At 44.8% G+C, this 13172-nt stretch carries 15 protein-coding genes; 8 read left to right on the forward strand and 7 right to left on the reverse strand.

Annotation, left to right across the window (positions count from 1 at the left end; all coding sequences use genetic code 11):
- Positions 1-6 precede the first annotated feature (6 nt).
- The 6 genes from hisC to hisIE all read left to right on the forward strand — a co-directional run bounded on the left by hisC (position 7) and on the right by hisIE (position 4968).
- The gene (gene hisC, locus R7Q11_RS07920) at positions 7-1047 is read left to right on the forward strand and encodes a histidinol-phosphate transaminase (protein WP_225466341.1); all 1041 of its coding nucleotides are present in this window, start codon (positions 7-9) and stop codon (positions 1045-1047) included.
- 69 nt (positions 1048-1116) lie between these two features.
- Complete coding sequence (hisB, locus tag R7Q11_RS07925) at positions 1117-2190, forward strand: bifunctional histidinol-phosphatase/imidazoleglycerol-phosphate dehydratase HisB (RefSeq protein WP_005389832.1); 1074 nt, start codon at positions 1117-1119, stop codon at positions 2188-2190.
- A 26-nt stretch (positions 2191-2216) separates the two neighbouring features.
- Positions 2217-2831, forward strand: a complete 615-nt coding sequence (gene hisH / locus R7Q11_RS07930) for an imidazole glycerol phosphate synthase subunit HisH (RefSeq protein ID WP_005389830.1) — start codon at positions 2217-2219, stop codon at positions 2829-2831.
- Positions 2832-2843: 12 nt separating this feature from the next.
- On the forward strand, positions 2844-3581 hold the full coding sequence (gene hisA, locus R7Q11_RS07935; protein WP_225466342.1) for a 1-(5-phosphoribosyl)-5-[(5-phosphoribosylamino)methylideneamino]imidazole-4-carboxamide isomerase: 738 nt from the start codon (positions 2844-2846) through the stop codon (positions 3579-3581).
- Complete coding sequence (gene hisF, locus R7Q11_RS07940) at positions 3563-4336, forward strand: imidazole glycerol phosphate synthase subunit HisF (protein ID WP_004749837.1); 774 nt, start codon at positions 3563-3565, stop codon at positions 4334-4336. Before hisA ends, hisF begins: the two co-directional genes overlap by 19 nt.
- The gene (gene hisIE / locus R7Q11_RS07945; RefSeq protein WP_020196969.1) at positions 4333-4968 is read left to right on the forward strand and encodes a bifunctional phosphoribosyl-AMP cyclohydrolase/phosphoribosyl-ATP diphosphatase HisIE; all 636 of its coding nucleotides are present in this window, start codon (positions 4333-4335) and stop codon (positions 4966-4968) included. Before hisF ends, hisIE begins: the two co-directional genes overlap by 4 nt.
- A 280-nt stretch (positions 4969-5248) precedes the next feature.
- On the opposite strand, the gene R7Q11_RS07950 is transcribed toward hisIE, so the two are convergent.
- From R7Q11_RS07950 to R7Q11_RS07965, 4 genes are all read right to left on the reverse strand, one after another.
- Positions 5249-5752 (reverse strand): YchJ family protein, encoded by a 504-nt coding sequence (locus tag R7Q11_RS07950; protein ID WP_213901072.1) that lies wholly within the window; start codon positions 5750-5752, stop codon positions 5249-5251.
- Positions 5753-5832: 80 nt separating this feature from the next.
- Entirely contained in the window at positions 5833-7047 is a 1215-nt protein-coding gene (locus tag R7Q11_RS07955; RefSeq protein ID WP_005378158.1) for an EAL and HDOD domain-containing protein, read from the reverse strand.
- 98 nt (positions 7048-7145) lie between these two features.
- Entirely contained in the window at positions 7146-7883 is a 738-nt protein-coding gene (gene lpxH / locus R7Q11_RS07960; protein ID WP_005389817.1) for a UDP-2,3-diacylglucosamine diphosphatase, read from the reverse strand.
- A 60-nt stretch (positions 7884-7943) separates the two neighbouring features.
- Positions 7944-8438 carry a peptidylprolyl isomerase gene (locus R7Q11_RS07965; protein ID WP_005378156.1) on the reverse strand — a complete coding sequence of 165 codons (495 nt, stop codon included), beginning with the start codon at positions 8436-8438 and terminating at the stop codon, positions 7944-7946.
- 202 nt (positions 8439-8640) lie between these two features.
- Between R7Q11_RS07965 and cysS the strand changes: the two genes are divergently transcribed.
- Together cysS and R7Q11_RS07975 are read left to right on the forward strand one after the other, a co-directional pair.
- A complete protein-coding gene (cysS, locus tag R7Q11_RS07970) occupies positions 8641-10023 on the forward strand; it encodes a cysteine--tRNA ligase (protein WP_005378155.1) in 1383 nt (460 codons plus the stop codon).
- Positions 10024-10110: 87 nt separating this feature from the next.
- Positions 10111-10689 carry a thymidine kinase gene (locus tag R7Q11_RS07975; RefSeq protein WP_042522050.1) on the forward strand — a complete coding sequence of 193 codons (579 nt, stop codon included), beginning with the start codon at positions 10111-10113 and terminating at the stop codon, positions 10687-10689.
- A 61-nt stretch (positions 10690-10750) separates the two neighbouring features.
- Here R7Q11_RS07975 and R7Q11_RS07980 read toward each other — a convergent pair whose 3' ends face one another.
- The 3 genes from R7Q11_RS07980 to R7Q11_RS07990 are packed head-to-tail and all read right to left on the reverse strand — an operon-like array spanning position 10751 to position 13110.
- Positions 10751-11389 carry a YdcF family protein gene (locus R7Q11_RS07980; protein ID WP_225466343.1) on the reverse strand — a complete coding sequence of 213 codons (639 nt, stop codon included), beginning with the start codon at positions 11387-11389 and terminating at the stop codon, positions 10751-10753.
- The gene (locus R7Q11_RS07985) at positions 11386-12213 is read right to left on the reverse strand and encodes an NAD-dependent epimerase/dehydratase family protein (RefSeq protein WP_042522046.1); all 828 of its coding nucleotides are present in this window, start codon (positions 12211-12213) and stop codon (positions 11386-11388) included. Before R7Q11_RS07985 ends, R7Q11_RS07980 begins: the two co-directional genes overlap by 4 nt.
- Before the next feature lie 18 nt (positions 12214-12231).
- Positions 12232-13110 carry a LysR family transcriptional regulator gene (locus R7Q11_RS07990; protein ID WP_005378151.1) on the reverse strand — a complete coding sequence of 293 codons (879 nt, stop codon included), beginning with the start codon at positions 13108-13110 and terminating at the stop codon, positions 12232-12234.
- Positions 13111-13172 lie beyond the last annotated feature (62 nt).

A 13172-nucleotide genomic window follows, 5' to 3' on the forward strand; every position in this document is an offset into this window, starting at 1 on the left:
ATTGAGATGGAAAAGCTAGCGCGCAAACAAGTCCAACAACTTACCCCTTATATGTCGGCTCGTCGAATTGGTGGTACCGGTGACGTATGGCTAAACGCCAACGAATCACCATTCAATAATGAATACAAAACAGACTTCGCTCGTCTTAATCGTTACAGCGAATGTCAGCCTAAAGAACTGATTTCTGCTTACGCAGCCTATGCGGGTGTGAAACCAGAGCAAACACTAACGTCTCGCGGAGCAGATGAAGGTATTGAACTACTGATTCGTGCTTTTTGTGAGCCGGGTGAAGATGCGATTCTGTACTGTCCACCGACTTACGGTATGTACGCCATCAGTGCAGAAACCATCGGTGTAGAGCGCAAAACCGTGCCGCTAACGTCAGATTGGCAACTAGACCTTGCAGGCATCGAAGCTAATCTGGATAACGTGAAACTGGTTTTTGTATGTTCGCCAAACAACCCAACGGGTAACTTGGTTAAGCGTGAGGACATTGTGTCTCTGCTTGAGATGACAAAAGACCGTGCAATCGTGGTGATGGATGAAGCGTACATCGATTTTTGTCCAGAAGCGTCAACGGTAGACCTACTGGCGCAATACCCGAATCTTGCGATTCTGCGTACTCTGTCGAAAGCTTTTGCGCTTGCAGGTCTGCGTTGTGGATTTACGCTTGCGAACGAAGAGCTTATTAATGTACTTCTTAAAGTTATCGCACCTTACCCAGTCCCAGTTCCAGTGGCAGAAATTGCGACTCAGGCGCTTTCGGAAGCTGGTTTAGCACGAGCGAAGTTTCAAGTTCTCGATTTGAATGCAAACCGTGCTTACTTGCAAGTTGGCCTTTTAATGATTCCGGGTTTGGAAGTGTTTGAAGGGTGGGGGAACTACCTATTGGTGAAATTCCCAGATGGCGATGACCTTTTCAAAGCGGCTTGGGATACGGGCATTATTTTGCGTAACTCGCCAATTGAAAACTGTGTGCGTATCAGTGTGGGTAACCGTGACGAGTGCGAAAAAACGCTTGGATTTATCAGAAACTACTACGCATAAATAGAGACAGAATTTATCGCTCTCGCTCAATAGCGGGAGCGCCAAAAGAATAGCAATAAGGAAGTTCGAGTGAGCAAACAACAAAAAATCCTTTTTATTGATCGTGATGGCACCTTAATTGTCGAGCCGCCGATTGATTTTCAAGTAGACCGTTTAGATAAACTAAAACTGGAACCATTTGTTATCCCAAGCCTGTTGTCGTTGCAGGATGCAGGATACCGCCTAGTGATGGTCACGAACCAAGATGGTTTGGGTACAGACAGCTACCCACAAGCTGATTTTGATGCACCGCACAACATGATGATGGAGATCTTTGAGTCTCAAGGTGTGAAGTTCGATGACGTACTGATTTGTCCTCACTTTGATGAAGACAACTGCTCTTGCCGTAAGCCTAAATTGGGCTTGGTAAAAGAGTACCTTCAAGGTGGCAAAGTGGATTTCCAAAACTCTGTTGTGATTGGCGATCGTCAAACCGATCTTCAACTTGCAGAAAATATGGCAATTCGTGGTATTCAATACAACCCAGAAACCATGGGCTGGAAACAGATCCTAAAAGATCTCACAGTGAAGGCGCGTGTTGCTGAAGTCGTTCGAACCACAAAAGAAACAGACATCAAAGTATTCGTTAATCTTGATGAGCAAGGCGGTAATGACATCTCCACAGGTCTTGGCTTTTTTGACCACATGCTGGATCAAATTGCGACGCACGGTGGATTCCAAATGGTGTGCAAAGTGGAAGGTGACCTGCACATTGATGATCACCACACAGTGGAAGATACCGCTCTTGCGTTAGGTCAAGCGTTGAAAGAAGCACTGGGTGACAAGCGTGGTATTGGTCGCTTTGGCTTTAGCTTGCCAATGGATGAGTGTTTGGCGCAATGCGCACTAGACCTATCAGGTCGTCCTTACCTTAAGTTCGACGCGCAGTTTAGTCGTGAGCAAGTGGGTGATCTTTCAACAGAGATGGTGGTTCACTTCTTCCGCTCTCTGACTGACACATTAGCGTGTACGTTGCACCTTTCTTCTGCGGGCAACAATGATCACCACATCATTGAAAGCCTATTTAAAGCGTTTGGCCGTACTTTGCGCCAAGCAATCAAAGTAGAAGGCACTGAGCTACCAAGTAGTAAAGGCGTGCTTTAAGGCTAACGTTAGCAAGGAGAAAAACAGTGACAGAACAGAAAGTTGTCATTATCGATACTGGCTGTGCCAACGTTTCTTCGGTGAAGTTTGCCATTGAACGCCTAGGCTATGACGTAACGATTTCAAAAGATCCGCAAGTCGTATTATCGGCAGACAAGCTATTCCTACCGGGTGTGGGAACCGCCAGCGAAGCGATGAAGAACCTAGAAGAGCGCGATCTTATCAGCTTGGTAAAACAGGTAGAAAAGCCATTACTAGGTATCTGTCTAGGCATGCAATTGTTGGGCAAAGTGTCTCAAGAGAAAGGCCAGAAAGCCGACGAGTTAGTTGAGTGTCTTGGACTTTGTGATGGCGAAGTGAAGTTGCTACAAACCGGCGATTTGCCACTGCCGCATATGGGGTGGAATACAGTTTCCGCAAAAGCAGGTAATCCACTTTTCAAAGGCATTGAAGAAGGAGAGTATTTCTACTTCGTGCACAGCTTTGCAATGCCTGTTGGGGATTACACGATTGCGGAATGTGAGTACGGTAACCCGTTCACAGCAGCAGTACAAAGCGGTAACTACTACGGCGTGCAATTCCACCCTGAGCGTTCTTCAAAAGCGGGCGCGAAGCTTATTCAAAACTTCTTAGAATTATAAAAGGGATTTAGTGTGATTATTCCAGCTCTTGATTTAATTGAAGGACAGGTGGTTCGCCTTTATCAAGGTGATTACGGCCAAATAACCGAGTACAAAGTCGATCCAGCAGAGCAGTTCAACTTGTACCACCAAGCGGGTGCTAACTGGTTGCACTTGGTGGATTTAACTGGCGCGAAAGACACGACAGCACGTCAACTTGATTTAATTGCAAAGCTACTAGCAAGCACGCCAGCGAACATCCAAATCGGTGGCGGAGTGCGCACAGAGCAAGACGTGATTGATCTGCTAGAAGCGGGGGCTCAGCGTGTTGTCGTTGGCTCAACAGCAGTAAAACAGCCAGAGCTTGTGAAAGGTTGGATGGAAAAATACGGTGCAGAGAAAATCGTTCTCGCGCTAGACATCAACATCGATCAAGACGGCACACGTAAAGTAGCGATTTCTGGTTGGCAAGAAGACTCAGGCGTGACCATCGAAGCTCTGATCAACGATTATTTAACGGTAGGTTTGCAGCATGTGCTTTGTACGGACATTTCTCGTGACGGTACGCTAGAGGGCTCAAACGTAGAGCTTTATGTCGACCTATGTAAACAGTATCCACAAGTGCAGTTTCAATCTTCAGGCGGCATTGGCTCATTAGCAGATATCGAAGCGCTAAAAGGCAGTGGTGTGACTGGTGTGATTGTTGGTCGTGCGCTGTTAGATGGTAAGTTCACAGCAGAGGAGGCATTTGCATGCTGGCAAAGCGAATAATTCCATGTCTTGATGTCCGTGATGGACAAGTGGTAAAGGGCGTTCAGTTCCGTAATCACGAGATCATTGGCGACATCGTTCCTCTGGCACAGCGTTATGCGGAAGAGGGCGCAGACGAGCTTGTGTTCTACGATATTACTGCTTCAAGTGATGGTCGTGTCGTCGATAAAAGTTGGGTCGCTCGCGTTGCTGAAGTGATTGATATTCCTTTCTGTGTGGCTGGTGGTATTAAATCAGCGGAAGACGCGGCGCGCATTCTTGAGTTTGGTGCAGACAAAGTGTCTATCAACTCACCTGCCTTGGCGAACCCGCAATTGATTACTGACCTTGCTGATAAGTTTGGTGTGCAATGTATCGTCGTTGGTATCGATTCATACTACGACAAAGAGACCGGCAAGTATCAGGTTTACCAGTTTACTGGCGATGAAGAACGCACCAAAGCAACTCAATGGGAAACGCGTGATTGGGTGCAAGAAGTACAAAAACGCGGCGCTGGTGAAATCGTACTGAACATGATGAACCAAGACGGCGTACGTAACGGCTACGATATTGAACAACTTAATATGGTGCGTGAAGTGTGTAACGTGCCATTGATTGCATCGGGTGGTGCAGGTGCCATGGAGCACTTCGCAGAAGCCTACCAAAAAGCAAATGTGGATGGCGCGCTTGCCGCATCGGTATTCCACAAGCAAGTCATCAATATTGGTGAACTAAAGCAGTATTTGAAACAACAAGGCATTGAGGTACGACTATGAGTGTGAAAGCCGCCGAAGTAAGTTCGCTAGCTGAGCGAATCAACTGGGAAAAGGTGGATGGTCTGGTACCTGCCATCGTACAAGATTTCCAATCAAGCCAAGTGCTGATGATGGGTTACATGAACCAAGATGCGTTGGCAAAAACGGGCGAAACTGGTCAAGTGACGTTTTTCTCTCGTACCAAGCAGCGTCTTTGGACGAAAGGTGAGACTTCTGGCAACGTATTGCAATTGGTGAACATGCAGCTCGATTGCGACAACGATACGCTACTGGTGAAAGTTAATCCCATTGGCCCTACGTGTCACCTGGGTAACACAACTTGCTGGGATGTGGACCCTCAAGAGGAGTCACAAATGGTGTGGCTTCATCAACTTGAGCAGCTATTGGCTGCCCGCAAAAGTGCCGACCCAGATTCCTCTTATACTGCCAGTCTTTATGCCCGTGGCACCAAGCGTATTTCGCAAAAAGTGGGCGAAGAAGGCGTTGAAGTCGCGCTTGCGGCGACGTCGGGTGATAAGGCGGAGCTAGTGTGTGAATCAGCAGACTTGGTTTACCACTTGCTGGTATTGCTTCAAGACCAAGGCTTATCGATGAATGACGTAGTGAACAAACTGAAAGAGCGTCATAAGTAAGCTTGCTATAGATAAGTGAAAGCCCCTATGCTCTCGAGCCTAGGGGCTTTTTTAATTTAGTGTTCTTGATTCGGGGTAAAAACCGGCAACAGTGCTAGTAGCGATTAGATTCTGAATCACACTCGTTCCTCGCTGTTCAGAATGACGGTATATTTTCTAATGGTGCTTGCAGTAGAGTTATTTACTTCAAACAGGTACATATATTCACGTCACTCCAACGAGCCTAGGCGAGATCAGGAATTTCATTAAAGAGAGCTCAATAAGCTAGGAGTGGATGATCTTACCCACAACACTTCTTAAATTTCTTACCGCTTCCACAGATACACGGGTCGTTACGACCTACTTTTAGGCTACTTACTGGCTGGTTTAAGCGTGGATCTTGTTCTGGCTCTTCTTCAGGAAATGTGCCGTCAATGTAGTACCAAAGCCCATTTTCTTTTACAAAGCGAGAACGCTCTGTCATACAGTAGCGCTTGCCGTCTTCATCAAAATAAGCGCTAAATTCGACAAAGCCTTCATTGTCATTACTGCCAGCTTCTGTTTTTACAACTTCAAGTTTGCACCAATCGCTGTCGATAGATTGGGCAATGCCTTCACGTTGCTCTTCTGCATTACAGCTTGGGTGGTACGTGTTCACCACGTAATCGACTAGACCTAACACATGCGCACTGTAACGAGAGCGCATTAACTGCTCTGGAGTGGTGACGTCAGCATGGTTGTTGTGGGCCATTTCACAACACTGTTGGTAGGTGCGGTTAGATCCGCAAGGGCAAGAAGAAGCCATAAAATGAAATCTCGATTAATTAAGCGGTAAAAACAAACAACCTCACAATTGCGAGGCTGGGGGTGAGGCATTATAGCGATTTAGGGCGTTTGAGACAGCAGTTCTTGAGCCCATTCCGTCGATTGATTAAAAGCGTCCGCTAATTGAGGTTCGGTTAATTTAAGAACGGTGCAATATCGCTCGGCTAACTCCCAGTCCGCTTGTTCATAGGCGATCGTCATCGAAAGTAAGTGACCAAGTACGCCTTTTCGACTGGTTAATGCGAGTTTTATATCTTCGTCAACGGGGATATCTTCAATGACATCCGAGAGCGGTTGATCGAGCAAAGATCCGAGTAAAGAAAACATGCCTGTCAAAAAAGCCTGCCCAGGGTCATACCTAGTGTTCATTTGACTAAGTAGCAGTTCACACATTCGTGCACGCTGAATCGCTAAAGAGTAAAGAGAGTCAGGTTTATCTTCTTGAACGGACGCAATTGCAACTAAGGAAATAAAGCGTCGTAGTCGCTCTTCACCCAGATAAATAAGCGCTTGTCTGAACGACTTAATCTTGGTCGTTAATGTATAGCCTGAATTAACGTAAGTAAGCAGCTTGTATGACAGCGTCACATCAATCGAAAACAGACGTTCAACCTCATTGAAGTCGATGGGCTTATCAGCAATCTCTTTACAAAGTTGGATGACGGTAAGAAACGCGGGGTTCAACCGTTTTTTCTGGATCATCTCAGGTTTGCTAAAAAAATACCCTTGAAAATAGTTAAAACCGGCTTCTAGAGCTTGCTCAAACTCTTCATAGGTCTCTACCTTTTCCGCAAGAAAGTCGATTTTAAATGGGCTCAACGCCTGAATAAAAATGGCAGCTTTCTTAATCGGCACAAGTCTAATATCAAACTTGATCATGGAAACGTATGGAAGAAAACGCTTCCAAGCTTTCGTCGGAACAAAATCATCCAGAGCAATTTTGTATCCGCACTCATGAAGATGCTTGATGGCTTCTAACAGTTCTTCTGTCGGTTCGCAGTCTTCAAGGACTTCAATGACGAGAGATTCTTTAGGGAACAAAGTTGGGACCAAGTTCACCAAGCTTTGATGCGGAAAGTTAACAAAGCCAAGTTTGTTTCCTAATGTGTTGTAATGCGTCGACAAAAAATGATCGGATAGCAGTCGACTAGTAGCCAGCTCTGGTTCTACTTCAGGGAAGGTATTTTTAGGGCCGTCTCGAAAGAGGAGTTCGTAACCTATGGTTCGTTTTTCTCTATCCAGAATCGGTTGGCGAGCTACGTAAGAATACTTCAATTAGGTACTTCGTTCTGTTTAACTTAGTATTATGATAATAGCGATTTTTTACAAAATATCTACGACTTGAGCGTGAATCTTCTACACGCTCTACATGCTTAACGCAAATTCTGTATGAACGGTCTCGTTTGTAGGTCAAAACTATCAGAATTTACTTTTAAAACTGAGCCTTGCGTATACCAATCCCCTAAAACAATTCGGGTCTTTTTAACGCCATCGACGTCAAAAAAATGTGTGTTCGGGCGATGCGTGTGACCATGAATCATTAAGTTGACGCAGTTCTGAGACATCACTTTCTCGACCTCATTTTGGTTGACGTCCATGATATCTAATGACTTGCTCATTTTATCATCACGAATATCGGATTGAACTTTTGAGACAATTTTCTTCTTAATGAACCAAGGAATACGGTTAAACAACCATTGTAGCCATGGCTTGTGAACGGTTTTTCTAAACTCTTGGTATTTCACATCGTCAATGCAGAGCGTATCGCCATGTAGGATTACGGCTTTTTGACCATAAAGATCAATCGTGCAGACATCGTCGAGTAATGTCATACCGGTTTCTTTGCAAAAGCGTTTGCCGAGTAAAAAATCTCGATTGCCTTGGATGAAAAAAGTTGGCACACCCGCATCCGTCAGTGCTTTAAATTCTGCACGGATTTGGTCTGCAAAAGGGGTGTTGTCATCGTCACCAATCCAGAATTCAAACAGATCGCCGAGTACATAAAGTGCATCAGCTTTTGTTGCTTCTGTTCGCATGAACGTCACAAAACATTCCGTGATATCAGGACGTGATGGGGTAAGGTGAAGATCGGAAATAAATAATGTCGTCATAGAAATAAGGGGAAGCTATGCCTCCCCATTAACTTATCTTTTAAAAATAATTACTAAGAATTACTCTTCAATTGTTGTACCAGTGATTACTACGTCTTCTAGAGGTACGTCTTGGTGCATGCCGTAAGAACCAGTGCTAACGCCTTTGATCTTATTTACGATGTCCATGCCTTCGATTACTTCACCGAACACACAGTAACCCCAACCGTCTAGGCTTTCGCTACGGAAGTCTAGGAACGTGTTGTTGTTTACGTTGATGAAGAACTGAGAGCTTGCTGAATGCGGCTCCATAGTACGTGCCATAGCAAGTGTACCCACTTTGTTGCTAAGGCCGTTGTTTGCTTCGTTCTTGATAGGTGCACGAGTCGCTTTTTCACGTAGACCAGACTCCATACCACCACCTTGGATCATGAAGCCGTCAATAACACGGTGGAAAAGCGTGTTGTCGTAGAAACCGTCGCGGCAGTACTGAAGGAAGTTTGCGCTTGTCTCTGGCGCTTTCTCTTCGTTTAGTTGAATCTTGATGTCACCAAAATTAGTGTGAAGGGTGATCATGCTACTTTCCTTTACTGTGTTGTGTTGAGCCCGAGATTCTAGCCTAAGTTCTAGTGCTTTAAAAACTCAGGAAGAGGAAATTCTTCGTTTTGTGCTTGAAGTTTAGCCGATTATCGTTTTATCGGTTAATTGCTATTACCTAACTAGGTTGGAGTTGATATACTCATCTTCTTTTATTCATTCACAATCATAGATAGAGATCATGTTAAAGATATATAACACACTCACAAGACAGAAAGAGGAATTCAAACCAATTACAGCTGGCAAAGTCGGTATGTATGTCTGTGGAGTTACCATCTACGATCTCTGTCACATTGGTCACGGTCGCACTTTTGTCTCTTTTGACGTTGTATCACGTTACCTTCGCTACTTGGGCTATGATCTGACGTTTGTACGTAACATCACAGATATCGACGATAAGATCATCAAACGTGCCGCAGAAAATGGTGAGTCTTGCGATTCATTGACTGAGCGTTTGATTGGTGAAATGCACGCTGATTTTGATGCGCTGAACATGAAACGTCCGGACGTTGAACCTCGTGCGACACAGTTTATTGCTGAAATCATCGAATTGGTTGAGAAGCTAATCGAGCGCGGTTTTGCATACGTTGCAGATAACGGTGACGTAATGTTTGAAGTGGGTAAGTTCAACGAATACGGCAAGCTTTCTAAGCAAGACCTTGATCAGCTTCAAGCTGGCGCGCGCGTTGATATCGAAACAGCAAAACGCAGCCCTCTAGACTTTGTACTTTGGAAGATGTCTAAGCCGGGTGAACCAACGTGGGAGTCACCATGGGGTCCAGGTCGTCCAGGTTGGCACATAGAGTGTTCAGCAATGAACTCTTCAATCCTAGGTAACCACTTCGACATTCACGGCGGCGGTTCTGACCTTCAGTTCCCACACCACGAAAATGAAATCGCACAATCATGCTGTGCACACGATACACAATACGTGAACACATGGATGCACAGCGGCATGGTAATGGTAGACCGTGAGAAGATGTCTAAATCTCTAGGTAACTTCTTTACTATCCGTGACGTTCTTGGTCACTACGATGCTGAAACAGTGCGTTACTTCCTAATGTCTGGTCATTACCGTAGCCAGTTAAACTACAGCGAAGATAACCTAAACCAAGCACGTGCTTCGCTTGAGCGCCTGTACACATCTCTACGTGGTTTAGACCTAAACGCTGCGCCTGCTGGTGGTGAAGAATACGTATCTCGCTTCACTGCAGCGATGAACGATGACTTCAACACACCAGAAGCTTACTCAGTACTGTTCGACATGGCGCGAGAAGTTAACCGTCTGAAGACAGAAAACCTAGAGAAAGCGAGCGAACTCGGTGCGCTAATGCGTGAACTAGCTGACGTGATCGGTATTCTTCACCAAGATCCTGAAGCCTTCCTAAAAGGTGATGCGGGTAACGATGATGAAGTGGCTGAAATTGAAGCTCTGATCAAGCTGCGTAATGACTCTCGCGCTGCGAAAGATTGGGCGAATGCAGATATGGCTCGTGACAAGCTGACCGAAATGGGCATTGTTCTGGAAGATGGTCCAGAAGGCACAACGTGGCGTCGTAAGTAATTGAATTTTCATTTTTAAAGGGCTGATAATTCAGCCCTTTTATTTTCCATTTCCATAAATTAAAACTTTAACTTTAGGTAATGCTCTGTGGCTCAGATGTATTTCTATTACTCAGCAATGAATGCGGGTAAATCAACAACGCTTCTTCAATCCTCTTTCAACTATCAAGAACGCGGCATGACGCCAGTTATTTTTACGGCTGCGCTAGATGATCGTTTTGGTGTCGGTAAAGTGAGCTCTCGTATTGGTCTTCAATCTGACGCACATTTATTTCGTCAGGATACCAATTTGTATCAAGAGATCGCAGATCTGAATGAGGTTGAAAAACGTCACTGTATTCTTGTTGATGAGTGTCAGTTCTTGTCGAAAGAACAAGTTTATCAACTTACTGAAGTCGTTGATAAGTTGCATATTCCAGTATTGTGTTACGGCCTTCGCACCGATTTTCTAGGCGAACTTTTTGAAGGCAGTAAGTATCTATTATCTTGGGCAGACAAGCTGGTTGAGCTCAAAACAATCTGCCATTGCGGCCGCAAAGCGAATATGGTTATTCGTACCGATGAACACGGCGTGGCAATTAAAGAAGGCGATCAAGTTGCGATCGGCGGTAACGATAAGTATGTCTCCGTATGCCGCCAACATTACAAAGAAGCGCTCGGTAAATAAGCCGTATTGATATAGAAAAGCCACCGTACTTGGTGGCTTTTTGTTTGTCGGTTAGAAAAAGCTAGACTAAGTCAAAACCAAATCGCTCGAGTAAAGCCTGGTAAGAAGATTCGACTTGCAGAGGGATGTTCTGCTCGGTTTGAAATCCTTTCTCTGGATAGCTTTTCACGCGAGAGAAATCTTCCATTAGTGCTTCTAGCACCATCATTAATGGCATGTCTTCATTAATGTACTCAAAAAATGGAAGAGCCGCAGAGCTTACTTGGAGCTGAGTGTAGGGTGACTGCCACTGTTTTTCAAATGTCGCGATTGCTCTACGCTCCATAAACGGTTTTTGTACCAGAATAAACGAGGAACACTGTTTTCCTTCCTCTTTTAATCGTTGCTCAGTAAAGCGAACGTTTTCTCCACTGTTTGTGGATTTAGTCTCGAGCAAAATTGCTTCACTTGGAACGCCCGACAACTTTGCAATCTCGGCAAAGGTTTCTGCCTCGCTTTTTTCAAACAGTCCATCTGTGAAGCGACCTTCACCCCCTGAAAATACAATCAAAGGTGCCAACTTTTGGTGGTAGAGCTTGGCAGCGTGCTCCGCTACACGCACATCATTACTGCACATCACAAACAAACAGTCCGCAGGTTTCAGTTCATGTTTGAGTTGCATGTAATCCCAAAGCGTTTCTATATGTCTATAGAGCCTCATAGCGCATCCAAAGTTGAATTGAAGTGAAATCGATAACCAAGTGAGAGTAGTTTGTCAGCAAGAATACGCTTGTCAGCTTGCTCTGTGACGGGTGGAAGAGGTATCTCACTTCCGATTTTGTTTATGGCAGCTTGATAGAACTCAGCCTTGCTGACAGTATGAGGTGTCGTAACGTTAATGACTTGGTTGCTTAAATTGCCTAAGGCAAATTTCGCAGCCGAGACAGCATCATCTTGATGAAGCATATTAGCTGGTGCTTTACGACTAACTTGTTGAAGCCTTGCTGCAAAGCGAGATGGGTGTCTATCTGGCCCGATTAATCCGCTACAACGTAGAATAACAAAGTTAATATTCGAGTCGATAACATGCTGCTCTGCTTGAAGCATAATACGTGCATTGTCAGAGAAATAAGGGCTTTTGGCTGCTAAAGAGAGTGACGCGTCAGCTTCTTCCATATCGGAAGCAAGGTTAGGGTAAACCGTGGTAGAGCTGATCATGAGAAGTTTTTCAACGTTGTTTTGCTTAGCTGCGTTGGCAAGTATTTGCCATTGCTGGGCATATTCTTGACCGCGTCCTTTACGAAATCCTGGAGGAAAAGCACCGATAACGTGCGTAATTTGATGCTGTTTGAGCAGCTCATCTAGCCGTGCTGTGGCGTTCAATTGATTGAAATCGAACAATGCGGAGTGAGTTAATGAGGTGGGTAACTCTTTTAATCGAGTTTGGCTACGACGAGTGACGACAACATAGTGTCCATCTTTCATCAATGTTTCTGCTAGCGGAGTTCCGAGCCAGCCTGCACCTACGATCAATGTATTTGCCATTTGGGTCTTCCTACTTACTTATGTCTGCCCGAATAGGTTGAGCAGTTCTGCTTTGGCTTGTTGATGGAGGGGATCTGAATGCCATTTCTGGTGCTGAATAAGGTCAACATTGACTTGCCAAGCCAGTTTTGTGAAATCATCCCCAACCTTTTTTAATGTATTAGGTGAATACGCGACTAAATGCTGTGGTAGAAAGCACCAACCAAACCCTTTATTCGCCAATTCCAACAAAATATAGTAGTTATCAGCGTACCAGATATCTGGGCTAAATGCTTGATTGAGACCACATGGCTCTGCACTTTTGGATCGTATGACCAATTGACGATGTTGTTTTAGTTGATCAATGTGAGTGATTTGCTGCTTTGCTAAAGGATGTGTTGAAGAGACATAGACATCAAATGCAATATTGCCAAGATTGGTGAAATCGATGTGTCTTGGCATTTGTAAATCACTCAAAATAATCCCAGTCGTGGCGCGTTCCGACTTAACCAATTCAATGATATCAGGGCTTGATGCCGTTAAGCATTCAACTTGTAAGTGTGGAAAGCGTTGCTCTAACTTCTTTAGCACATCCGGCAAGCGAGTCAGAGGAATCCCTTCATCAATAGCTAAGACTAATTTGTTCGTTGGCGTGGAAAAGAGCTGTGATGCCCTATTGTTTAGGCGGTCGAGTTGGCTGATTGTTGCTTGTGCATAAGGTACGAGCGCGAGGCCATTCTCAGTTAATTTAGGGTACCTGCCTGATCGATCAAAAAGCTCAACGCCACAGTCGATCTCCATATTCATGATGTGCTGGCTCACTACAGATTGAGCTCGCCCCAGTTTTCTAGCTGCTCCTGAAAATGATCCTGCTTCTGATGTAGCAATAAAAGCTTGCAGTTGTTCGATGGTAAACATATCGCTTAAACCGATGGTATCTAACTTTTGGTTATCTAAATAATAGATAAAATTCTAAGCAT

This window comes from Vibrio sp. 970 (genome assembly GCF_033339075.1).